Origin of the sequence: Phenylobacterium sp. (genome assembly GCF_031984885.1) — a bacterium.
In the GTDB taxonomy this organism is placed as follows: Bacteria; Pseudomonadota; Alphaproteobacteria; order Caulobacterales; family Caulobacteraceae; genus Phenylobacterium.
Window position 1 is genome coordinate 174,687 of record NZ_DAMABV010000003.1, and the last position, 21,498, is coordinate 196,184.

Consider the following 21,498-nt stretch of genomic DNA (forward strand, 5'->3'; position numbering starts at 1 on the left):
CCACCCCGAAGAGACGTTGCGCCCGTCCGCCTTCGGGCCGTTGACGGTTCAGGCGGTTGAATGACCGCCGGGCGCCAGGAGCCCGCGTTGAAACCCAGCCGCGAGGCCACCTCGCCTTCGCCGACCGCAACGCGCCGTGCATGCTATCCTTCGCCCGACAAAAACTCGGAGGCGACTCGTGCCGTCTGAAGCTCTGCGGTCGCTGATGGGCGTGAGGTTCACCGAAGGACCCTTCCGCCCCTACGCCCTCGCCATCGGCCAAGCGGCTCTGGCCTGGAACGACCTACATGAGCACCTAGGCCGCCTCTACGGTATCGTGCTGACGCGCAGCGTGCGCACGGCCCAGCTGGAGGAATGGCAACGCTCGCGCGTGGATGGCGAGAAGCGCAAGTGGCTCGGCAAAGCCGTGGGCGAGATGGAGCGTGAACCGCCCGGCTGGACCGAAGAGCTTCGCCTCTACGTTCCTTGGTTGCTTACCGAGATTGGTGACATCGAGGATCGCCGCAACAACGCAGTCCACGTGCCGCTCCACCTCGTCGTCGATGTCGATGCCCTGTCCATCCAAGACCGCGCGCACTTCCTCAAGGTCGGCGAGGTCCGCGCCCACACCTGGGCCCATAACCGGCGGGCTCAGAAGATTGCCGAGAAGGAGTTGCTCACCGAATACCGCGCCTGCCGCGACGCCGCAGTGGACGTGCGCGACTACGTCCGGCTGATCGGCAACTGCGTCGAGCAACGCCGCCACCGACAAGAGAACGTCGCCTGGCCAAGAGTCTCTTCCCGGCTCCTCGCCCGGGCGCCGGAGAGCATCCGCCAACACCAGGCCCGTACCGCATGGCCCGCTTGGGCGCTGAAGCAGCTGCGGGAGAGCAAACGCAAAAATCCGGGCGGCCGGGGCTGAACCACGGCGAGCCGCTCCTTCTACGCCCTGCGCGCCCGCCGCCGGGCATGAAGCTCGGTTCGTGAGGCGCGAGAGCGGCGGATTCCCGCGACCGAACGTACGCGCGACCACCTCAAGGGTGGACCACTAGCCTGTCTAAGGCATAGCTTGCCGCAGTAACGTGGGAGCGCTGAATGGCCGCCGAGTTAGGGGAGGTGGGCGACCGGCTTGTCCTCTATCTGGACCCGGGTGGCCCGATCGAGCTAACGGAGTTGACCGACAGCTTCGCAGCGTTGGCTCGCATGTACGCGCGCCACTATCGGGCCGACGAGGCCACTGAAACTGCCCCCAAGCTCTATGTGACCAAGCTTACAAGCGGCAGCGTGATTGCAGAAGTTGCGCCATACGCCGTGATCGTGGGCCAAGCCTACATGGCCATGGACCATTCGGTCACAATTGCCGATTTTGCCAACCGGTTGAACCGCGCACTGCGTGCATTCTCTGGCATGGAAACCAGCGCGGCGGTGCCCGCAACGCCGCGAGAAGACGCCGCAGACCTCAGGGAGTTCGTGAAGCCTCTCACGGGTAGGGCAAGGTCTCAGCTGGCGATCAGCCACGCGCGCTACCATGAGCGCGACGGGGATCGCGAAGTGCTGGTGGAGTACGCATTCGACGAGGCGGCGATCAACCGAGCAGCGCTGGCGATTGACCGGTCCCTCGAAACACAGCCGGATAAGCCTGCAACGGCGACAAGGCCCTTGTCCGAGGTGCTGCTGTACTTCGACGTGGCCTCGCGCGCCGCTGGTCGCGAGAAGGGCAAGACTCACGATCGAGCCATCGTGCCGGAGGTTAGCGACAAGGCTATGCCGACGTACTTCCGCAAGGGCGTTAGCGGCGATCCGAAAGACGCGATCCGCCGCGACGGTGCAAACCCCATTGCGAACACCGGGTACATCGTTGACGTGCTCGTTCAGGTGATCGACGACGAACCGAAAATGTACATCGTCACCCAGGTGTATGACGCGGTCCCCCTTGACCCTTAGGCTCGGCGCCAACTAGCGGACCTTCTCAACGTCGTCTTGGAGCCCGAAGCGGCCTAACACTTAGGGACATGCTATCTACGAGCCCGGCAGCGCCGCCTTGTCGAGCACGGCTTCAAGCCGATCCACGAGTTCATTCGTCAACGGCTTAGTTCCCCTCATCACCCGGTGCAGATACGGCCTGCTGACGCCGAGTAGGTCCGCAAGTCGGTTCCCGCTTCCCACGCGCTCCCGAAGCGCATGCAACTTCTCAAGCCAACCGGTCCGCTCGGCCGCTTGAGAAACCGCGTCCCGCCGAAGTTCCTCAGCGGCGCAGGCCAACCTCAGAACCGACGTTGATGTCATCGGACGCCCGTTCCGAAGAGCGTTGAGCGTATGGTGCGATACATGCGCCGCGTCGGTCAAAGTTCGATCGCTAATATGGTGCGACGCTTGAAGACTCGTGATGTCGGCGAGCAATCGCTGGCGATCTGCACGCGCAAGCTCCCACTCGACCGCGCCTTCGCCCGCGCCGAACACCTCCCGCTCTTCGAGATTGTCAGCCTCCTTGCCGATCGGAATAACGGCCCACGCTTCCACATGTCGGCGCATCAACGGTCCACGCGCGTTGCCCTCGCCACCGAGGAACTTGCTCTCGGAGTGGAGATGATGAGCGGCCAACGCACGCCGGTACGACCTCAACCAATTCCACGGAACGGGTTCACCTGTCGCTCGATCGAAGACGTCAGGACGATCCTCCACGATGTTTGAGGAGTATCGCGACGCCGGCTTTGGTGTCCGCCTATTCCATGCGGCCGCTCCCAACCCCTCCTGATCGGTGCTTGCCATCTCCATTCGCGACTTGGCCTGGAAGGTGAGCAGGAAGTTGAACGGGCGGACGCGCTCGTGCTCTGGAATCCGCTGATTGTATCCCTTGAACCAGGCCATGAGCGCTTGGTTGGTCACGGCGTATCGAGTTGGCGCAGGCTGATCCAATCCAGCAAGGCCGCTTAAGTCGGGCTGATCAGGGCGGCCAAGGTCGTAGGCAAGGACAATCTGGCGCCAGAGCTCCTCCTGCCAGAGCTGCACACCAATGCGCCCGACGCGCGTGGGATCGGGATCCTTGTAGGGCGGCAACATGTGACCCAGGCCATGGGCGGACGCCTTTCGAATGACCGGCGCGCTGCCAGCCGCACGGTCGAAAAGGACGTAGCGTTTCGCCGAAATCGCCAGGCAGTTTACCGGGAGCAGCGCGTCAGGATTCCGGTGTTGGCCGGGCGGGAAATTGACCTTCTCCAACTGGAGGATGGAACCCTTCGCCTCGTAGGGATTCAGCGGCTCAAACCAGACCAGCACAGCCTTCACCCGGTCGATAGAGTCGCGCTTGTTGAGGTTGGCCGCATTGGCGATGGCGAGACTGTCGGTGTCGCAGAACGCCCAGCTCAAACCCTGATCGAGAGCATTCCGCTCCGCCAAGGCAAGCATGAGCCTGGCTGCACCGGTGATCAGGCTTCCGAGCAGCGGGTGAAAGTAGCGGCCGGCGTCCTCCAGCTTGCTCGTGGTCATCTTCCGCCCGACGCCACGAAAGTCGTAGCAGAGGACGACGCGGGATTTGTCGAGCTGCTGAACGTTCAGCTCAACGAAGATGCCGTAGCTGGTCGAGTTAGCGAGGATCTTCAGGCCCTGCTGAATCGCGTTGTATCCGGCCTTGTCATCTCCCGTGGCAGCGTCCTCCTGCGCTTGGGCGCGACGACGCTGATTAATCAGCAGCGCATAGAAATCATCAGTGGCCGGCCGCACCTCCGCCCCCGCAAGGACGACGCTCTTCAACCCAGCCTGCGGCTTCATCGGTGCGAACCTGGTCGCCGCAATGATCTCGGGCGTCTTGCCACTCAAGAGCTTGGCCGCGAGGACATCGGCCAACGTGAACCACATCGGTTCCCGGCTCGTCAGCCGGTTGACCCCGATAGTGGCCGGGCCTTCCGGCTCATACTGCGCTCGCACCCGGAACACGTCGTCGTCCGCGCGGACCTGCACGATGCAATGCAGCTCGCGCCAGATCGCCGGGGCGCGGAGCTGCGCAAGATCGCAGCCGTCAACGAACGCTCGGACCTCCTCGGTCGCATCGAGCCAGGTCATGCCGTCCGCGATCACGAACCGCCAAAGGCCCATGAGCGTGCAGACGGTCGGATACATGGAGAGAAAGTCGCAGTGGATCACCGGAGTGATCTCGCGGCGGATATGCACCTCGGCGCGCCCGCCGAAGTAGGTGCTCATGATCTGACCGATCAGCTCGGGCGGAAAGTCCGGTTGGACCTCCTGCCAGGGGTTGATCCCCATGGCCTGAAGGTAGGCCTTGCCGAGGCTGGCTTCGCTGTAGAGTTCATGCATGCCGGTCTGCGCCAGGCCGAAGCCGGCATACCGCTCGGCGAGCTTCTCGAAGCACTCCCACGTCGCCTGCACGTCGTTCATGCAATAGCCGATCATCTCGGGCGTGATCGCACCGTCGTAGCTGTCGAGAGGGCTCTTCGGCGTCGTCCGAAGGAGTTTGCTCAAGCTCTGCAATGAGTGCGACTGGCCGGTGAGCGACGCGGCAAGCGTCTTCACATCCACGAAGAACCCACGGTCGGGCGTTTTGTCGTCGCCGTTCTTGCCGGCGAAGTTGATGAAGGCGGCGCGCTGGGAGAGGTGCTTTATGCGCAGGTTGGGGCGACCTTCAGCCAGAGTGAAGCTGAAGCCGCCCTTCATCGTGCCTTTTCCGTAGGTGTGGGAAATCGCGATGCGGGAAAGGTCGAATGGGAGATTGAAGCCGACGATCTGACCGCCGACTTCCAAGCCCCAACCGAAGATGACCCGTTCGACGAATTCGGCGCGGCTCAGCAGCCTGAGCTCTTCACCGGTCTCACTCGGTTCCAGCGTGGCGAAGTGCGCCCGCAACGCCGCCAGGTCCTCGCCGGGCGCGTCATCGTCATGGAACAGGCCCCGCTCGATTAACTGACCGCGGTCGCGAACTTGGTAGACGCCAAATCGCAGTCTTTGGGACGCGTCGATCACCGTCTCCGTATCGAAGACGACCGCAATTCCGGACGTCCACGGCCTTGCGGCGCGGCGACCACCCCGCTTGTTCCGCCCTGCCACATAGGCTCGCAACTGGATGACGAGCCGATCGACAGGGGCGTCAGTCGTCGGTCCCCTGTCGGACTCGGTCATGACTTACTCCATGGTGGTTGGTGCCAGTTCGCCCAGGAGGAAAGCCGCGGCCAGGCGAAGGTGGCTGGCGATGAATTCCAGGTAGTCGGAAGCGCCCAACAGCAGGTGGGCCAATCGCTCTCGGGGATCATGCGGTCCCGGTCTGACCGGCGGGTGCTCGGACCAGCCACGAGCCGACCGTTTCGCATGGCAGTTTTTGCAGATAGCCCAGCACGCGCCGTCGAGGTCTTGCCGGTAGATGTGATCAGCCTCGAAGCACACCGGATCGGCCTCTCCGCAGATGCAATGAACGTTGGCGACCTTAAGTCGACGGAGGGCGTGGTGCCGAACTTTCAGCCGCCGCCGATAGCGCTCGTTCTCTTCCATGGCCTTCGTCACTGCACGTCGGCGTAGATTTCGATGAAGTTCAGCTCCCCGACCGCTTCGAGCCGGCGCAGGACGTTGGGCCGGGTCTCGTATTGATGGAAGCGCCCCCGCAGATCGAACACACCCTCGCCTTCGAACGGGTGCGGATGCGCGTCGTCATTCGAATAGAGGAAAGCATCGACGGCTCGCCAATAGGCGCTGACCGCGCTGCCCTCGTCATTCGGCAAGGTTACGCTCAGGAGCTTACCCGCCGCCGCAATCCAATAGGCTTGAGGGCGCGCGTCGAAGATCACCCATTTCCCGCGCTGGAGCTGAGACGCCGTGTTCAGGAGCCGGTGACGCCGCAACCGCTCCACGGTCACGCCTTCTGACCTCGCCGCTTCGGCCTGCCACAGCCCGCGCCGCATCTTCGTGAGCGCCCGTTCAACCGGCGCGGTCCGGTCGATCGGCGAACTCTCAGCCCTCGGGAGATCGGCCGCTCGGGGATGGCCGCGCGCCGCGGAGCGGCTCTTACCGCTCGTCATCCCGCGTTGAATGCGGCGTTGGTACTCCAGCTTGTAGTTACGTTTCCGCGCCATGGTTGCGCTCCTTTCTGGTGGAGCGCGACCATCAGCGATGCGAATCAGCGGGAATTGGCCGTTCGCGGGGAGCTCTTGGTCGTGGCGGGCGGGTGGATATCACAAGCGGAGTTCGATGCTGGGCTGGTGAGCTTGGGTTGCACCTCCACGCCCCGGCAGCATGAGCGCTGGCGCAATGAAGGCCTGTTGCTTCCGCGACCTCGCCAGCGTCCGAACTATCGCGGCAGCATCGTGGAACACCCGGCGACGGCCGTCCGGCAGGTACGCGCGATCGAACGTGCGCTTGATGTGAAGCGTGACTTCAAAGAGGCCGGTGCGGTCCTTTGGGCTGCCGGGTTTGAAGTCGATGATCGATATTGGCGGGAGCAGCTAGAGGGGGCCGACCGCGTTACTCGGCGGATAACCGATATCTGTCTCAAGTTCATCCGGCGTGATCGCGACGAGATGACGCTTGGGGAGAGGGCGGTTGCGCGTGGCGGCTCCACAGGCATCCTAGCCAAGTGGGCGCGCCGGCTCGACGAACCACAGCTAGCCCGGCTGATGAACCTCGGCATCGAAGTGCTTACCGGAGCGTTCGAGCGGTTCGAGCCCCCAGCATCGGATCGAGATGAATTCACGTCCGAAGACGTGGCCTTGATCGCCTTCGATTTTCCGAGCGCGGAAGGCGATCGCATCTTTGAAGATCCCCTTCACCTAGCGCCAGGCCTCGGCCAGGTGCTTTCCGACTATTCCGGCGTCACCTCCAAAACCAACCTTCAGGATCTCTCGGATTCCGAAATTCGATCCGCTCGTGACGATGTTCGCAACACCTTGAAGATGGCGTACTGCCTCCACGATGCGCTGGCGTGGATCTACGGCCCGCAAGCGTTCGGACTACGGACGGCCGCCTACATAGCTCGGACGATGAGCATGCCGGTGATCTTCCAAATCACGCTCGGCTTTGCCCGTCTCCGTCAGCAATCAAATTCGCTCCTGTCGAGCCTTGAAATTGCAGCGCTGGCCGATCGAGCCGAGGCGATCTGGCTAACTGCGAACTACTTCCGCGACCTTCAGACAACGCACCCCGAAATGCGCAAATTGATAGGGCCAAAACGACTGAAACGCGCGTTCTGGGATTCTCAAGAGTACGAGAAATTGCTAGAAGAATTAGCGGGTTACACGTTTCCAAAGCCCGACTTTCGACCGTGGGAGCAATGGCGGAAATCCTCGAAGACGATGTCGCCTGGGCTGCTCGCAATGAGCATTGGAACGCCTTCAAGACGGTCACTCGACGATATCATCCGACGCGAGGACGCAGAGCCGAACCACTCATTCTCTGCGGGCATGGCGTCTCTCTGAAGGTAGACAAAGGCACCCTCCTAATCCGCGATGGCTTCACCCACTGGCCGCAAGAGCGCGTTGAATATCGCCTCTTCAAGGGCGCTCGGGATCTACCACCTCGCATCGTGATGTTGGATGGCAGCGGAACACTGTCCTTTGACGTGATGTCCTGGCTTTCGGCCCAAGGCATTCCGCTGGTCAGATTGGACTATCAGGGCGAGGTCGTGAGCGTGATCGGCGGAGCGGGCTTCGCGATGAGCCCGGAAAAGGTCCAGTGGCAGATCGATACGCGTAACGATCCGGCGCGCCGGTTGGCGTTCTGCTGCGATCTCATCGCGGCCAAGATCGAGGCCAGTCTCCGGACGCTCGTTGAGGTCATTCCCGACAGCCCGAGCCGCATGGTTGCGATTGGTCGGGCCGAGGCGGCGATCAATCGCATTCGTGGCGGCTTCGTGCGCTCGGTCGATGAGGTGCGAATGACCGAAGCCGCCGCGGCGGCGAGCTACTTCAGCGCATGGCAAGGACTGCCCTTGGTCTGGCGTTCCAAGTGGAAGCATCCCGTACCTGACGCGTGGCTCACCATTGGCCCGCGTGGTTCGTCCGGCAAAGGGCGCTCACTCTCAAATCGTAACGCCAAGCACCCGATGAACGCGGTGCTGAACTACGCCTACGGGATGCTTAGCAGTCAGGTTCACATCGAAGCGATCGCTAAAGGCTACGACCCTCGCCGCGGCATCATGCATCACGACCGCGAGGATGGTGACGCCTTCGCCTGGGTGTTCGACATGATCGAATCTCGGCGTGCCGAGGTTGATGCAAAGGTTCTGAGGTTCATGCTGAAGACGCCTTTGACCGGGGCCGATTTCGTACTGAAATCCAATGGCGTCTGCCGGCTCGTACCCCAGCTCGCTAAGTGGATCGCGGAACTGGTCATCTCGCCGACGCCCACGCCCTAGAAGCGGATCGCGTCCTCCGCCCTTGTCTTGGGGCTGGCGTTGATCCGCGCGTTGTCCTCCCAAAGGATGGAGAAATCTACGAGCTTGATCCAGAGCTCAACCTGCGCGCTGCGCCCGCCTTGGAACATGACGGACAGGGTTTGAGCCTGTCGTGCTTCTTGCCGTCGCCCGTCGGGCGACGGCATCGTCATGTATCGCGTCCAAGCTGCCGGACCGCCCGGCAATTGGTTTTGGTTCGGTTCGCCAAACTTCGCCGTTAGGCGTGCTGTCAGCTCCCTTGCGGTTGCGTGATCCGGGACGAAGCGGCCAAGCGGCTGCGCGGAATCGATGCGATAGAGACGGCCTAAAGGCGTAAAGCCGAACCCATAGGTGGTGCCGCCCCCCGAGGCCTGGAAGTCCCCATTGCCGAGCGGGCGCAGGGTAATGCGGGATGCGACTTCCTTAATGGACATCCCGGTCCTGAAGCCGTTGACCTCAGTAGATTTCAGCGCCTGCCAGATGACTTGCGTTTTGCGGGCGCCCGCATGGCTAAAATCAGCAGAAGACGCGCTGCCGATAGCCAATAGGGACATCGCTGAAGCGACGGCGAAGTTCCTAATCGAATCAGTAATTCGCACCATCACGCTCAAAGCCCGAAATGTGGATCTAATGGGTGTAATATACACCTCATAAGGTTCAATAAATACCTTATGGTGGCGAGCCCTCGCGCAATGACGCTGGTTGGCCGTCATGGTCACACCGCGACAGATCAGGGCAGCGCGCGGCTTGTTGGGCTGGTCTCAACAAGAGCTAGCGGACAAGGCGATTGTGTCCGTGAACGCGATCAATCGCCTAGAACGAGGCCAAGTCGACCCGCGAGTGAGCACGCTAGCCGCCGTTGAAAAAGCGCTGGCTCGGGCCGGCGTCGAGTTTCTTGCTGCCGGCGAAAGAGGCGAGGGCGTGAGACTGGCTAGGCCGGACTAAGTAGGTCCCATCGCCCTAGCGTCGTTCAGATGCGGATCCTCGGCTGACCGGAACGGCGGCGGATGAAATCTCCTGCTGCTTGTGGCCTGAGCCCAATAGCACCGCCCAGGCGTCGGAATCTCGTGGCGGTCGCAAATCTTCCGAAGCGCGACGTGGCTGATTCCTAGCTCAGGCGCGATCTTGGTCAGCGGACGCGCACAAACGTCCTTGAAGAGATCTTTCCGAGAGATCGTTTTCATAGGCTACCAACTTGGTCTCAATGGGGCGGGTGGGACCAACTGATCGCAAATGGATGGTTCAAGCTCGAAGAAATCCACGTGGGTATACCGTGACGACGTGACCAGAAAACCGGACGGAGGATTGTTTGCCAGCGACTGACGCCAAGATGGCTTATGCTCATCAAAAGCTCGGCGAGCTAATCGTGCTTCACAATGCGCTAGAGTTAGGCCTCTCACTCCTGATCGCGAGCCTCGCCGGCTTTCAGGGAAACGGGCTCGCTGTTCCGCTGATCAACACGCTGGATTTTCAGCGCAAATGCGACCTGCTGAGGGCCTTTGCTACGCTGTTCCCCGATCAGCGCCCGACGCTGATAAGGATTTCGAAGCTAGCGAAAGACATTGGTGGGAAGCGCAATCAGGCTGCCCATTCGATGATCGCCTATGGGGGTGACGGACCAGTTTTCATTCCCTTCGGCGGGGCTCGTGCAATTGAGAACAAGCCAGATCAGCCGCGCTTCACAGTCAAGGACATCCGGCTACTCGCGAGCAAAGCTGCGCAGCTACAGAAGCTTGTTACCGACCTAAAGGACACCTTCGACCAAGCTCACAGAGCTTCGGCGGTTCAAAGAGCCATGAAGGACCCAAACAGCCTTGCCACCGAGGTCGCCCGCATATTAGCCGCCCACATGGATGGGGGCGGTTCACGAGGGTAGTGCCTAGATCGTGGCTCACCCGGCCGGTGCCTATATCCCGGCGCTGGGTGCGAAAAGAACATCTTGTGAACCTGGAACAAAGCGCGTACGCCTTGTTTCAGCGACCGACGACGCTCTCGGGCTTCGGACTGTCGGGTTGGAATCATGAAACAAGGAGCGCCCTTGCAATGAGTCAGTCGGCGTTAAAGCTCGTGGGACGAGAAGAAGGCGATAAGCAACGCGCTCTGGAAGCGGCGATTGCGCAGATCGATCGGGCCTTTGGCAAAGGCTCGGTGATGAAACTTGGCTCCAAGAGCCAGATCGAGGTCGAGGCGGTTTCGACCGGCTCGCTGGGCCTTGATATCGCGCTCGGCATCGGCGGCCTGCCGAAGGGCCGCGTGGTCGAGGTCTATGGTCCGGAAAGCTCCGGCAAGACGACGCTCGCCCTGCATGTGGTGGCCGAGGTCCAGAAGGCGGGCGGCGTCGCGGCCTTCGTGGACGCCGAGCATGCGCTCGATCCGGCCTACGCCCGCAAGCTGGGCGTGAACCTCGACGACCTGCTGGTGTCGCAGCCCGACACCGGCGAGCAGGCGCTGGAGATCACCGACACCCTGGTGCGCTCGGGCGCCGTCGACATCATCGTCATCGACTCGGTCGCGGCCCTGACGCCGAAGGCCGAGATCGAGGGCGAAATGGGCGACAGCCTGCCCGGCCTTCAGGCCCGCCTGATGAGCCAGGCCCTGCGCAAGCTGACCGCCTCGATCTCCAAGGCCGGCACCCTGGTCATCTTCATCAACCAGATCCGCATGAAGATCGGGGTGATGTACGGTAGCCCCGAGACGACCACGGGCGGCAACGCCTTGAAGTTCTACGCCTCGGTGCGCCTGGACATCCGCCGCACCGGCTCGGTCAAGGTGCGCGACGAGATCGTCGGCAACAATGTCCGCGTGAAGGTGGTGAAGAACAAGGTCGCCCCGCCGTTCCGCGAGGTCGAGTTCGACATCATGTACGGCGAGGGGATCTCCAAGCTGGGCGAGATCATCGATCTGGGCGTCAAGGCCGGCGTGGTCGAGAAGTCCGGCTCATGGTTCTCCTGGAACTCGACGCGGATCGGCCAAGGCCGCGACAACGCTCGTGAATTCCTGAAGAACAACCCCGACATCGCCCAGCAGATCGAACGCCAGGTCCGCGGCGCCAAGGAAGTGATCGAGGAAGAGCTGCTGGTCGGCCCGACCGGCGAGGAAGGGACCGAAGACTAGGGATCCGCGTCGCGGAGCGGCCGCCACGGCCTCTCGGAACCGGACGCGTCCAACCCGACGTCCGGACCCGCCCGAGCAGGCCGAGCCCCCGCGCGGCTGTTCTCCGTGATGCGTAAGGACGCTTGGACGCAGACCGTCCAAGCGTCCTTTTCCTTTGCGGGCGCCGACAAAATCCGTAAACGGTCGCGCGCGGGGCGGCGCAACGATGCGCGAGCCCTTATCTATTTTTCCGTTTCAAACGTCCGACGAGCCATGCCGAGCCTCAACGAAATCAGAGCTGCGTTCCTGGGCTACTTCGAGAAGAATGATCACCTGATCATTCCGTCGGCTCCCCTCGTGCCGCAGAACGACCCGACCCTGCTGTTCGTCAATGCGGGCATGGTGCCGTTCAAGAACTACTTCACCGGCGCCGAGACCCCGCCGGCGCCGCGCGCCGCGTCCTCGCAGAAGTCCGTGCGCGCCGGCGGCAAGCACAACGACCTCGACAATGTCGGCTACACCGCCCGCCACCACACCTTCTTCGAGATGCTGGGGAACTTCTCCTTCGGCGACTATTTCAAGGCCGGAGCGATCGAGCACGCCTGGACGCTGCTGACCAAGGAATTCAAGATTCCGGCGGAGAAGCTGTGCGTCACGATCTACCACACCGACGACGAGGCGGCCGAGCTCTGGAAGAAGATCGCCGGCCTGCCGGACGGGAAGATCATCCGCATCGCCACCAGCGACAATTTCTGGTCGATGGGCGACACCGGCCCCTGCGGCCCGTGCTCGGAAATCTTCTACGACCACGGCGCGCACATCCCCGGCGGCCCCCCGGGCAGCCCGGACGAGGACGGCGACCGGTTCGTGGAGATCTGGAACCTGGTCTTCATGCAGTTCGAGCAGTTCGCCGACGGCCGGCGCATCGACCTGCCCAAGCCGCAGATCGACACCGGCATGGGGCTGGAGCGGATCGCCGCCGTGCTGCAGGGCGTGCACGACAACTATGACGTCGACCTGTTCCGCACCTTGATCGCGGCCTCGAAGAACCTGGTGGGCGACGGCACAAACGGCCCCTCGCACCGGGTCATCGCCGACCACCTGCGTTCGACCAGCTTCCTGATCGCCGACGGCGTCTCGCCGTCGAACGAAGGCCGCGGCTATGTGCTGCGCCGCATCATGCGCCGCGCCATGCGCCACGCGCACCTGCTGGGCGCCGAAGAGCCGTTGATGCACCGCCTGGCGCCGGTCCTGGTCGCCGAGATGGGCGAGGCCTATCCGGAGCTGCGCCGCGCCGAGCCGGTGATCGTCGAGACCCTGCGCCAGGAGGAGGAGCGGTTCCGCCGCACCCTGGGCCGCGGCATGGCCCTGCTGGACGAAGCGACGGCCAAGATGAACGCCGGCGACATGCTGTCGGGCGAAACCGCCTTCAAGCTCTACGACACCTACGGCTTCCCGCTGGACCTGACGCAGGACGCGGTGCGCAACAAGGGCATCAGCGTCGACCTGTCGGGCTTCGAGGACGCCATGAAGCGCCAGCGCGAGCAGGCGCGCGAGGCCTGGACCGGCTCTGGCCAGTCCGCGCAAGGCGCCGAATGGTTCGCGATCCGCGAGCGGCTCGGGGCGACCCAGTTCCTCGGCTACGACACCACCGAAGCCACCGGCAAGCTGCTGGCCCTGGTGGCCGGCGGGGCTGAAGTCGACGCCGCCAAGAGCGGCGAGACCGTGCTGGCGGTGTTCGATCGCACCCCCTTCTACGCCGAGAGCGGCGGCCAGGCCGGCGATGTCGGCGAGATCGAGTGGAACGGCGGCAAGGCCCGGGTGCTCGACACCCAGAAGCAGGCCGGCGACCTCTTCGTGCACGAGATCGAGATCCTGCAGGGTGAGCTGGCGCCCGGCGTCGAGGCGCGCCTGGCGGTCGATCCGGACCTGCGCACCACGACCCGCGCCAACCACTCGGCCACCCACCTGCTGCACGCGGCCCTGCGCAATGTCCTGGGCCCGCACGTCTCGCAGAAGGGGCAGATGGTCGACGGCGAGCGCATCCGCTTCGACTTCAGCCACGGCGGTCCGCTGAGCGCCGACGAGATCGACCGCATCGAGGCCGAGGTGAACGCCGTCGTCCGCCAGAACCTGCCGGCGGTGACCCAGGAGATGGCGCCGGAGAAGGCGATCGAGGCCGGGGCCATGGCCCTGTTCGGCGAGAAGTACGGCGAGACCGTCCGCGTGCTCTCGCTGGGCAAGGCGCTGGGCGGCGAGGGCGACTATTCGGTCGAGCTCTGCGGCGGCACGCACGTCGCGCGCACCGGCGACATCGCCCTCTTCAAGGTCGTCTCGGAAGGCGGCGTCGCGGCCGGCGTGCGCCGGATCGAGGCCCTGACCGGAGAAGCGGCGCGCCGCTGGCTGATCGAGCAGGCGAGCGTCGCCAAGACCCTGGCCGACCAGTTCAAGGTTCCGGTCGTCGAAGTCGCCGCGCGGGTCGAGGCGCTTGAAGCGCAGCGCCGCAAGCTCGAGAAGGAGCTGGCCGACGCCAAGCGCCAACTGGCCATGGGCGGCGGCGGGGGCGGGGCGCCGGCTGGTCCTGAAGAGATCGGCGGGGTGCAGGTCATCGCCCGGGTCATGGACGGCGTCGGGGGCAAGGACCTTCGGCCGATCGCCGAGGAGTTCAAGAAGCAGTTGCCGGACGGGGTCATCGCGCTGGTCGGTTCGGCCGACGGCAAGGCGGCGGTCACCGTGGCGGTGACCGGGGCGGCCGCGGGCAAGTTCAGCGCGGTCGATCTGGCCAAGGCCGCCGTCCAGGCCATGGGCGGCCAGGGCGCCGGAGGGCGGCCCGACTTCGCCCAGGGCGGCGCCCCGGACGGCGCCAAGGCGGCCGAGGGGCTCGCCGCGGTCAAGGCTCTGCTGAGCGCCTGATTCGCCGCGATGGATGCAGATTCAGGGGCGTGAAGGGTGACCTTCGCGCCCCTTTTTCGCGCCTGCTGTCGGGGCGTCGCGCGGGCCTGTCGCCCAAGTCGAACGTCGATCGGCGAATGTAAAATTCAGATACCCGCGTGGGGCGAGTTACGTTGAGGGGGCCACGTTTAGGCTTTAATTCACCATCTAGAGGGGCGCCTCGCGGGGTGCGCGATCAACGTAAGGATGGGTTTTATGTTCAGGTATCTGCCCGCTGCGGCCGCGGCGGTCGCCCTTGGCTTCGCCGCCGTTCCGGCTGCCGAGGCCGCCACGGTCTTCTCCGGGACCGTCAACACCATCCAGGCGAACAACGTCGATCCTGGCCTGGTCGTGCAGACCGGCAACTTCAACAGCTTCAGCCTGCCGCTGGAAGTCGGCGTGACCAGCGCCCCGGTCGGCCTCTTCTCGATCTGGACCAACGAAGCCGACATCGGCTGGGACGACCTGGCTCGCAGCAACATCTTCGTTCAACTGCAGTTCTCGTCTCCGACCGGCCCGTGGACGGGCGGTCCGATCGGTGGCGAGACCTTCGGCGTCTGGGGCGTCTTCAAGGAAGGCGGCCGCGTCGAGTGGGATGGCCCGGCCACCTACACCTTCGGCAACGGCGGCAAGCTGGAGGTCTCGCTGAACAACACCAACTTCAACTGGGGCGACTGGTCCCTGTTCAATCCCGAAACCAACCCGGGCCAGCAATACGGCGCGGTCGTGGAAGCCAGGTTCAAGCTCGTCGAACTGCCGTCGGCGGTTCCGGAGCCGGCGACCTGGGCGATGATGATCACCGGCTTCGGCCTAGCCGGCGTCGCCATCCGCCGTCGTCGCGAGAGCCTCGTCGCGGCCTGACCCGAGCCAGGTCAGCAGGCAGAAAGGCCGGGGGCGACCCCGGCCTTTTTTATTGCACCGTCAATCACTTGTGCGGAACGCGCCCGCTCAGGACTTGGTGAAGATGGCGATCTTGTTGCCGGTCATGTCGCGGACATAGGCGCCGTAGAAGCTGGTCGAGTCGGCGGGGCGGGGGCCGGGCGCGCCCTCGTCGGTCCCGCCGCAGGCGAGCGCCGCGGCGTGGGCGGCGTCCACCGCCGCCCGGTCGGGGCCGTGGAAGGCGATCATGACGCCGTTGCCGCCGCGGGCCTGCTGGCCGTCGAAAGGCGGGCAGATGAAGGTGTTGGCGTCCTGCCCCTTGGGACCATAGCCCGCCCAGCCGCTGTCGAAGAACTGGCGCTCATAGCCGATCGCGCCCAGCACGGCGTCGTAGAAGGGCATGGCCTCCTCGACGTTCAGCGCCCCGATGGTGACATAGCCGATCATGTCGTTCGTCTCCCTGAGTTCAGGGGCGGAAATTAGCGCCGAGAATCGAACAAAACAAGAACAAATGCCGCTAGTGCTGGACGCGGATCCTGGCCTGGTCGGGGGCGCCCAGACCGCCCGGGCAGGCGGCCGGGCGGAACTGGAGATCGTAGCAGAGCCGGGCCTCCATCAGCCGGTTTCCGTCGCCGACCTTCAGAAAGATGCCGCTTCGGCGCAGGCGGGGATTGCGGGCCAGGAAGGCGTCGCGGACGTCGCCGGCCGTGACCGTCCGGCCCGGCGGGAAGGCGAGGTCGGGCGCGTCGATCGCCGCCCACAGCGCCTGCGCCCTGTCGAAATAGGCCTCGGGCGTCCGCCAGCCGCAGGCGCCGTGGGCGGCCCACTCGTGCTGCTGCAGGTCGGCCGAGGGCGTCATGCAGTAGTGCTTGCGGACGGTCGCCGCGCTCAGGGCCGGGGCGGGGGCGCAGTAGCGCGGATGACGCTTGCCGCGGCCGTTGGGCCAAAGGCCGTGGACGACGAAGCCGAGGTGGTTCTGGCGGCACTGGAACTGGGCGTCAGGCGCGTTGTGGCGGGTGCGGCACCATTCCGGCGACCAGGTCAGGGCCAGCATGTAGGCGGCGATCGGCACGTCGCGCACGATCTCTGCGGGAGGGGGCGGCGCCGAGCGGGCGGGCGCGATGCGGGCCGGCGCCGTGCAGGCCTGTAGCGGGGCCGCAGCCGCCAGGCAGGGGACGGCCAGGATCGCCGCCAACGCCATGATCGGCAGGGCGCGGGTCACGCGACCGGCGCCGAGGCCTTGGGCAGCCGGATCTGCACCAGCTTCCACTGGAAGAGGTCGCGCCGCTCGAAGGTGAAGACCACGCCCTGGTCCGCCGCCTTCACGCCCTTGGCCAGGACCAGGAAGCGGGCGCGGTTGGGGCCCCAATAGCGGAGCCGTGGGAGCCCGGAGTTTCCCACCGTCGCCGGCGCCGCTCCGGGCGCATAGCCGCGGGCGAGGTCGTAGAGGCCCGGCGCGGTCAGGTAGGGCTCGAGCGAGGGCGGGGCGGGCACGATCGGTTCGATCGCACGCTTCACGGCGCCGATGGGATCGCTCCAGATGTCGGGCGGGGGCGGCGCGGCCACGGGTTTGGCGGCGATCTGCGGGCGCAGGCCCTGGCGAACCGCCGGATAGTCGACGAGCTGGCCCAGCGCCTGGCCGTCGCCGTCGCGGGCGGCGGCCTTCATGGCCCGGAAAGCAAAGAACGGCGCGGTCGCGAAGACCAGCGCCGTTCCCACGATCAGGGTGACGATCAGGCGGAAGACCGCGCGTCCGAGGCTCCAGTCCCCTGTCGCGCGGTCGTCCATGAGCCTCAGGCCGGGGTCTTGGCCAGGGCCGCTTCCAGATTGGCGGCGACCTTGTCGATGAAGCCCTCGGTGGTCAGCCAGCCCTGGGTGTCGCCGACCAGCAGCGCCAGGTCCTTGGTCATCGAGCCGGCCTCGACGGTGTCGACGCAGACCTTCTCCAGGGTCTCGGCGAAGTGGGCCAGCTCGGCGTTGCCGTCGAGCTTGGCGCGGTGCTTCAGGCCCTGGGTCCAGGCGAAGATCGAGGCGATCGAGTTGGTCGAGGTCGATTCGCCGCGCTGATGCTGGCGGAAGTGGCGGGTCACGGTGCCGTGGGCGGCTTCCGATTCCATGATCTTGCCGTCCGGGGTGATCAGGACCGAGGTCATCAGGCCCAGCGAGCCGAAGCCCTGGGCGACCTGGTCGGACTGCACGTCGCCGTCGTAGTTCTTGCAGGCCCAGACGAAGCCGCCGGACCACTTCAGGGCCGAGGCGACCATGTCGTCGATCAGGCGATGCTCGTAGACGATGCCGGCTTCCTTGAACTTGCCGGCGTACTCGGCCTCGTAGACCTCGGCGAAGATGTCCTTGAAGCGGCCGTCATAGGCCTTGAGGATCGTGTTCTTGGTCGACAGGTAGACCGGGTACTTCCGCTGCAGGCCGTAGTTCAGGCAGGCGTGCGCGAATTCGCGGATCGAGTCGTCGAGGTTGTACATGCCCATGGCGACGCCGCCGCCCGGGAACTCGAACACTTCATGCTCGATGGTGTCGCCGTTCTCGCCTTCCCACTTGATGGTCAGGCGGCCCTTGCCGGGGACGCGGAAGTCGGTCGCCTTGTACTGGTCGCCGAAGGCGTGACGGCCGACGATGATCGGCTGGGTCCAGCCCGGGATCAGCCGCGGGACGTTCTTGCAGATGATGGGCTCGCGGAAGACCACGCCGCCGAGGATGTTGCGGATGGTGCCGTTCGGCGACTTCCACATCTTCTTCAGGCCGAACTCTTCGACCCGGGCCTCGTCCGGGGTGATGGTGGCGCACTTCACGCCCACGCCATGACGCTTGATGGCCTCGGCCGCGTCGACGGTGACCTTGTCGTCGGTGGCGTCGCGGTGCTCGATCCCCAGGTCGTAGTAATCCAGATCGATATCCAGATGCGGGAAGATCAGCTTGTCCTTGATCCACTTCCAGATGATGCGGGTCATCTCGTCCCCGTCGATGTCTACGACGGGGTTCGCGACTTTAATCTTGGCCATGAGGGCAGAGCGCTCCGGGGGCGTAACGGATAGGGGTAGGGTAGGGTAGATAGGGTAAGGGCCGTATACTAGGCCAAGGCCCGGACGCAAAGGGGAGGTCACCCCCTATTGACCTGCGCCAGGCGCGATCGGGCAGGCGGCGCTTGCATTCGCGGCCGCTCGCATCTCAAAACGCGGCATGGAATCCGCCGCGCCGCCCTGCATCATCCTCAATGTTCCCCAACTGGCCCAGAATATCGGCGCCGTGGCCCGCGTGATGGCCAATTTCGGCCTGGCCGACCTGCGCCTGGTCAATCCGCGGGACGGCTGGCCGCAGGAGCGGGCCTGGGCGGCGGCGTCGGGCGCCGAATGGCCGCTGAACGCCGCGCGGGTCTATGACAGCGTCGAGGCGGCGATCGCCGACCTGCATCTGGTCTATGCGACCACCGCGCGTCCGCGAGAGCTGCAACTGCCGGTGCTGGGGCCGCGCGAGGCGGCGGCGAACCTGGCGCACGAGGTCGCCGAGGGCCGCGCCGTCGGCTTGCTGTTCGGCGGCGAGCGCGCGGGCCTGGAGACCGCCGACATCGCCCTTTGCCAGGCCGTGGTCACCCTGCCGATCGACCCGCGCTTCCGCTCGCTCAACCTGGCCCAGGCCGTGGCCATCAACGCCTATGAGTGGCGGATGACGGTGGAGACCGGCGCGCCGCCGATCTTCCGCGAAGGCCCGCCGCCGGCGCCCGCCGAAGCCATGCTGGGCCTCTACGAGCACTTCGAGCGCGAGCTGGAGGACGCCGGCTTCTTCCACCCGCCGGAGAAGAAGCCCTCGATGATGCAGAACCTGCGCTCGGCGCTGGGCCGGGCGCGGTTCTCGGACCAGGAGGTCCGCACGTTCCGCGGCGTGGTCACGGCGCTGTCCAGGGGGCGCGGGCGCTCGCTGGAAAAGCTGGCCCGCCGGAAGGCGGGCGAAGGAGAAGGCTGATGGCGCTGCGCGACCTGCTGGACGGCCTGGCGATTCCGATCCTCCAGGCCCCGATGGTCGGCGCCTCGCCCCCCGAAATGGCGCTGGCGGTCTCGCGGGCCGGCGGCATGGGCTCGCTCGCGGCCGGCGCGATGGCGCCCGATCAGATCGGGCCCGAGATCGAGCGGCTGCGGGCGGCGACGGACGCGCCCTTCGGGGTCAACCTGCTGATGGCGCCCGCGGCGCGGCCCGACGCATCGACCATCGACGCCGCCCTGGCGCGGCTGGCGCCCTGGTACGCCGAGCTTGGCGTACCGACGCCGGCCCATCCCAACAGCTTCGCCCCGGATTTCGAGGCGCAGCTTGCGGCGGTCGTCCAGGCCGCCCCGCCGGTGGCCTCGTTCACCTTCGGCGTCCTGAGCGCAGCGCAGATCGAGGCCCTGCACAGGGCGGGAACCTGGGTGGTCGGCACGGCCACGACGGTCGCCGAGGCGCGCGCCTGGGCGCTGGCCGGGGCGGACGGGATCTGCGCCCAGGGCTTCGAGGCCGGCGGCCACCGCGGGTACTTCCTGGCCGAGCCCGAGGCGAGCCTGGTCGGGACCATGGCCCTGACCGCCCTGATCCTCGATGCGGTGGACCTGCCGGTCATCGCCGCCGGGGGGATCATGAACGGCGCCGGCGTCGCCGCCGCCCTGGCGCTGGGGGCGTCTGCGGTGCAGATGGGCACGGCGTTCCTGCTGGCCGGGCAGACCGGCGTCAGCGCGCCCTGGCGCGCGGCGATCGAGACGGCGGCGGACGATGCGACGCTGCTGACCCGGGCGTTCACGGGGCGCTACGCCCGCGGGATCGAGAACCGCTTCATGCGAGAACTGCGGCCGGTCGAGGACGAGGTTCCCGCCTATCCGGTCCAGAACCGCCTGACCCAGCCGCTGCGCGCCGCCGCCGCCCAGGCCGGCGAGCCCGACATGATTTCGCTCTGGGCGGGGCAGGGCGTTCGGCTGGCCAGGCCCGGCGACGCCGGCGAGATGGTCAGGGTCTGGTGGCGCGAGGCGCAGGACGCCGCGGGGCGGCTGTCGGCGCGAACCTCGGCCTGACCCGTCCGATCCTGGCGAGCGCGAGCGTTTCACGCTAAGGTGGTTCGAGGTAACGCTTGAGGTGCGCCGTGAAGAAGCTCGTCCTGTCCCTCGCCGCCCTGGCCATGATGGCCACGCCCGCCGCCGCCCAGGTCATGTGCCGCCAGGACGCCGGCCGGGCCACCTGCTACGACATCTACGGCAACTCGGTCGTCGGCACGAAGGACGTGCTGGGCAAGGCGACCTGGGTCGACGAGTACGGCAACCAGGTCTCGGTGCGCCGGGACGTGCTGGGCAACCGGATCATCGAGGACAGCGACGGCAACCGCGTCTCGGTCCGCCGCGACGTGCTGGGCAACGCGGTGGTCACCGACGACCGGGGCGCCAAGACCAGTTGCCGCGTCGACCTGCTGGGCAAGGCGCGCTGCAAGTAGCCCCTGCCGAGATTGACTCTTCGGCCTGCTGACGTCATACACCGCCCCTTCGCGCCGCCGGACCTCGTCCGGTGGTCTGCGATCTATGACGGGTGACCTGACGCCGCCGTTGAGATCGTGTCCTCACTTGCGGGGACGCCGGCCCAGGTCGAAGTGAAAGAGACGACTATGTCGAAGCGCCATAGCGCCAAGTACAAGATCGACCGCCGGATGGGCGAAAACATCTGGGGTCGCCCGAAGTCCCCGATCAACCAGCGCTCCTACGGTCCCGGCCAGCACGGTCAGCGCCGCAAGCAGAAGGTCTCGGACTTCGGTCTGCAGCTCCGCGCCAAGCAAAAGCTGAAGGGCTACTACGGCAACCTGACCGAGAAGCAATTCTCGCGCACCTACACCGAGGCCGCCCGCCGCAAGGGCAACACCTCGGAAAACCTGATCGGCCTGCTGGAATCGCGTCTGGACGCGGTGGTCTACCGCGCGAAGTTCGTGCCGACCGTGTTCGCGGCCCGTCAGTTCGTGAACCACGGCCACGTCCTGGTGAACGGCAAGCGCGTCAACATCGCCTCCTACCGCGTGAAGGTCGGCGACGTGGTCACCGTGCGCGAGCGTTCGCGCAACATGGCCCTGGTGCTGGAAGCCCTGCAATCGGGCGAACGTGACACCCCCGACTATGTCGAGGTCGATCCGAAGGCCATGAGCGCCAAGTTCATCCGCATCCCGGAATTCTCCGAGGTCCCGTACCCGGTGAAGATGGAGCCGAACCTGGTTATCGAATTCTACGCGTCCTGAT

The 21,498-nt window shown here is 65.5% G+C and carries 21 protein-coding genes; 13 read left to right on the forward strand and 8 right to left on the reverse strand.

Translation table 11 applies throughout. The annotated features are described in order from the left end of the window. Positions 1-178: 178 nt before the first annotated feature. A complete protein-coding gene (locus tag RTL41_RS06520; protein WP_312162539.1) occupies positions 179-901 on the forward strand; it encodes a hypothetical protein in 723 nt (240 codons plus the stop codon). A gap of 173 nt (positions 902-1,074) precedes the next feature. Then, positions 1,075-1,923 (forward strand): hypothetical protein, encoded by an 849-nt coding sequence (locus tag RTL41_RS06525; protein WP_312162542.1) that lies wholly within the window; start codon positions 1,075-1,077, stop codon positions 1,921-1,923. Between the two features lie 75 nt (positions 1,924-1,998). Here RTL41_RS06525 and RTL41_RS06530 read toward each other — a convergent pair whose 3' ends face one another. The 3 genes from RTL41_RS06530 to RTL41_RS06540 are packed head-to-tail and all read right to left on the reverse strand — an operon-like array spanning position 1,999 to position 6,053. Beyond that, positions 1,999-5,109 (reverse strand): helix-turn-helix transcriptional regulator, encoded by a 3,111-nt coding sequence (locus RTL41_RS06530; RefSeq protein ID WP_312162545.1) that lies wholly within the window; start codon positions 5,107-5,109, stop codon positions 1,999-2,001. Between the two features lie 3 nt (positions 5,110-5,112). Then, positions 5,113-5,475, reverse strand: coding sequence for a hypothetical protein (locus RTL41_RS06535; protein WP_312162546.1), 363 nt, complete (start codon positions 5,473-5,475; stop codon positions 5,113-5,115). Positions 5,476-5,483: 8 nt separating this feature from the next. Continuing rightward, positions 5,484-6,053, reverse strand: a complete 570-nt coding sequence (locus RTL41_RS06540; protein ID WP_312162548.1) for a hypothetical protein — start codon at positions 6,051-6,053, stop codon at positions 5,484-5,486. Between the two features lie 75 nt (positions 6,054-6,128). Here RTL41_RS06540 and RTL41_RS06545 point away from each other — a divergent pair, with 75 nt between their 5' ends. Beyond that, positions 6,129-7,391 carry a hypothetical protein gene (locus RTL41_RS06545; protein WP_312162550.1) on the forward strand — a complete coding sequence of 421 codons (1,263 nt, stop codon included), beginning with the start codon at positions 6,129-6,131 and terminating at the stop codon, positions 7,389-7,391. Between the two features lie 110 nt (positions 7,392-7,501). Continuing rightward, positions 7,502-8,329 (forward strand): CRISPR-associated endonuclease Cas1, encoded by an 828-nt coding sequence (locus RTL41_RS06550; protein WP_312162905.1) that lies wholly within the window; start codon positions 7,502-7,504, stop codon positions 8,327-8,329. On the opposite strand, the gene RTL41_RS06555 is transcribed toward RTL41_RS06550, so the two are convergent. Further along, the gene (locus RTL41_RS06555) at positions 8,326-9,060 is read right to left on the reverse strand and encodes a hypothetical protein (RefSeq protein ID WP_312162552.1); all 735 of its coding nucleotides are present in this window, start codon (positions 9,058-9,060) and stop codon (positions 8,326-8,328) included. The two genes, RTL41_RS06550 and RTL41_RS06555, sit on opposite strands and share 4 nt — an antisense overlap. Between RTL41_RS06555 and RTL41_RS06560 the strand changes: the two genes are divergently transcribed. The 5 genes from RTL41_RS06560 (at position 9,059) to RTL41_RS06580 (ending at position 15,232) form a co-directional block, all read left to right on the forward strand. After that, complete coding sequence (locus RTL41_RS06560; protein WP_312162908.1) at positions 9,059-9,292, forward strand: helix-turn-helix transcriptional regulator; 234 nt, start codon at positions 9,059-9,061, stop codon at positions 9,290-9,292. The genes RTL41_RS06555 and RTL41_RS06560 overlap by 2 nt on opposite strands. A gap of 364 nt (positions 9,293-9,656) precedes the next feature. Then, positions 9,657-10,223: a hypothetical protein gene (locus RTL41_RS06565; RefSeq protein ID WP_312162554.1), complete on the forward strand. Its 567-nt coding sequence runs from the start codon at positions 9,657-9,659 to the stop codon at positions 10,221-10,223. 167 nt (positions 10,224-10,390) lie between these two features. After that, positions 10,391-11,461, forward strand: coding sequence for a recombinase RecA (gene recA, locus RTL41_RS06570; protein WP_312162556.1), 1,071 nt, complete (start codon positions 10,391-10,393; stop codon positions 11,459-11,461). Positions 11,462-11,713: 252 nt separating this feature from the next. Beyond that, positions 11,714-14,353 (forward strand): alanine--tRNA ligase, encoded by a 2,640-nt coding sequence (gene alaS, locus RTL41_RS06575; protein WP_312162558.1) that lies wholly within the window; start codon positions 11,714-11,716, stop codon positions 14,351-14,353. 234 nt (positions 14,354-14,587) lie between these two features. Further along, complete coding sequence (locus tag RTL41_RS06580) at positions 14,588-15,232, forward strand: PEPxxWA-CTERM sorting domain-containing protein (protein ID WP_312162560.1); 645 nt, start codon at positions 14,588-14,590, stop codon at positions 15,230-15,232. Between the two features lie 87 nt (positions 15,233-15,319). On the opposite strand, the gene RTL41_RS06585 is transcribed toward RTL41_RS06580, so the two are convergent. The 4 genes from RTL41_RS06585 to RTL41_RS06600 all read right to left on the reverse strand — a co-directional run bounded on the left by RTL41_RS06585 (position 15,320) and on the right by RTL41_RS06600 (position 18,267). Then, complete coding sequence (locus RTL41_RS06585; protein WP_312162564.1) at positions 15,320-15,697, reverse strand: VOC family protein; 378 nt, start codon at positions 15,695-15,697, stop codon at positions 15,320-15,322. A 70-nt stretch (positions 15,698-15,767) separates the two neighbouring features. Then, positions 15,768-16,472: a ribonuclease T2 family protein gene (locus RTL41_RS06590; protein WP_312162566.1), complete on the reverse strand. Its 705-nt coding sequence runs from the start codon at positions 16,470-16,472 to the stop codon at positions 15,768-15,770. Further along, the gene (locus RTL41_RS06595; protein WP_312162568.1) at positions 16,469-17,038 is read right to left on the reverse strand and encodes a DUF2939 domain-containing protein; all 570 of its coding nucleotides are present in this window, start codon (positions 17,036-17,038) and stop codon (positions 16,469-16,471) included. The genes RTL41_RS06590 and RTL41_RS06595 overlap by 4 nt, the downstream gene beginning before the upstream one ends. A gap of 5 nt (positions 17,039-17,043) precedes the next feature. Beyond that, positions 17,044-18,267 (reverse strand): NADP-dependent isocitrate dehydrogenase, encoded by a 1,224-nt coding sequence (locus RTL41_RS06600; RefSeq protein ID WP_312162570.1) that lies wholly within the window; start codon positions 18,265-18,267, stop codon positions 17,044-17,046. 178 nt (positions 18,268-18,445) lie between these two features. Between RTL41_RS06600 and RTL41_RS06605 the strand changes: the two genes are divergently transcribed. The 4 genes from RTL41_RS06605 (at position 18,446) to rpsD (ending at position 21,497) form a co-directional block, all read left to right on the forward strand. Next, entirely contained in the window at positions 18,446-19,225 is a 780-nt protein-coding gene (locus RTL41_RS06605) for an RNA methyltransferase (protein WP_312162573.1), read from the forward strand. Next, positions 19,225-20,298 carry a nitronate monooxygenase gene (locus RTL41_RS06610; RefSeq protein WP_312162575.1) on the forward strand — a complete coding sequence of 358 codons (1,074 nt, stop codon included), beginning with the start codon at positions 19,225-19,227 and terminating at the stop codon, positions 20,296-20,298. The genes RTL41_RS06605 and RTL41_RS06610 overlap by 1 nt, the downstream gene beginning before the upstream one ends. A gap of 68 nt (positions 20,299-20,366) precedes the next feature. Continuing rightward, entirely contained in the window at positions 20,367-20,711 is a 345-nt protein-coding gene (locus RTL41_RS06615) for a hypothetical protein (protein ID WP_312162577.1), read from the forward strand. A 168-nt stretch (positions 20,712-20,879) separates the two neighbouring features. Then, positions 20,880-21,497 (forward strand): 30S ribosomal protein S4, encoded by a 618-nt coding sequence (rpsD, locus tag RTL41_RS06620; protein WP_312162579.1) that lies wholly within the window; start codon positions 20,880-20,882, stop codon positions 21,495-21,497. Position 21,498: the final 1 nt, after the last annotated feature.

Coding starts and splice junctions, on each gene's coding strand:
- RTL41_RS06525 (WP_312162542.1), top strand. CDS start 1,075: ATGGCCGCCGAGTTAGGGGAGGTGGGCGACCGGCTTGTCCTCTATCTG.
- RTL41_RS06610 (WP_312162575.1), top strand. CDS start 19,225: ATGGCGCTGCGCGACCTGCTGGACGGCCTGGCGATTCCGATCCTCCAG.
- RTL41_RS06595 (WP_312162568.1), bottom strand. CDS start 17,038: ATGGACGACCGCGCGACAGGGGACTGGAGCCTCGGACGCGCGGTCTTC.
- recA (WP_312162556.1), top strand. CDS start 10,391: ATGAGTCAGTCGGCGTTAAAGCTCGTGGGACGAGAAGAAGGCGATAAG.
- alaS (WP_312162558.1), top strand. CDS start 11,714: ATGCCGAGCCTCAACGAAATCAGAGCTGCGTTCCTGGGCTACTTCGAG.
- RTL41_RS06600 (WP_312162570.1), bottom strand. CDS start 18,267: ATGGCCAAGATTAAAGTCGCGAACCCCGTCGTAGACATCGACGGGGAC.
- RTL41_RS06530 (WP_312162545.1), bottom strand. CDS start 5,109: ATGACCGAGTCCGACAGGGGACCGACGACTGACGCCCCTGTCGATCGG.
- RTL41_RS06605 (WP_312162573.1), top strand. CDS start 18,446: ATGGAATCCGCCGCGCCGCCCTGCATCATCCTCAATGTTCCCCAACTG.
- RTL41_RS06555 (WP_312162552.1), bottom strand. CDS start 9,060: ATGACGGCCAACCAGCGTCATTGCGCGAGGGCTCGCCACCATAAGGTA.
- RTL41_RS06585 (WP_312162564.1), bottom strand. CDS start 15,697: ATGATCGGCTATGTCACCATCGGGGCGCTGAACGTCGAGGAGGCCATG.
- RTL41_RS06560 (WP_312162908.1), top strand. CDS start 9,059: ATGGTCACACCGCGACAGATCAGGGCAGCGCGCGGCTTGTTGGGCTGG.
- RTL41_RS06535 (WP_312162546.1), bottom strand. CDS start 5,475: ATGGAAGAGAACGAGCGCTATCGGCGGCGGCTGAAAGTTCGGCACCAC.
- RTL41_RS06540 (WP_312162548.1), bottom strand. CDS start 6,053: ATGGCGCGGAAACGTAACTACAAGCTGGAGTACCAACGCCGCATTCAA.
- RTL41_RS06580 (WP_312162560.1), top strand. CDS start 14,588: ATGTTCAGGTATCTGCCCGCTGCGGCCGCGGCGGTCGCCCTTGGCTTC.
- RTL41_RS06550 (WP_312162905.1), top strand. CDS start 7,502: ATGTTGGATGGCAGCGGAACACTGTCCTTTGACGTGATGTCCTGGCTT.
- rpsD (WP_312162579.1), top strand. CDS start 20,880: ATGTCGAAGCGCCATAGCGCCAAGTACAAGATCGACCGCCGGATGGGC.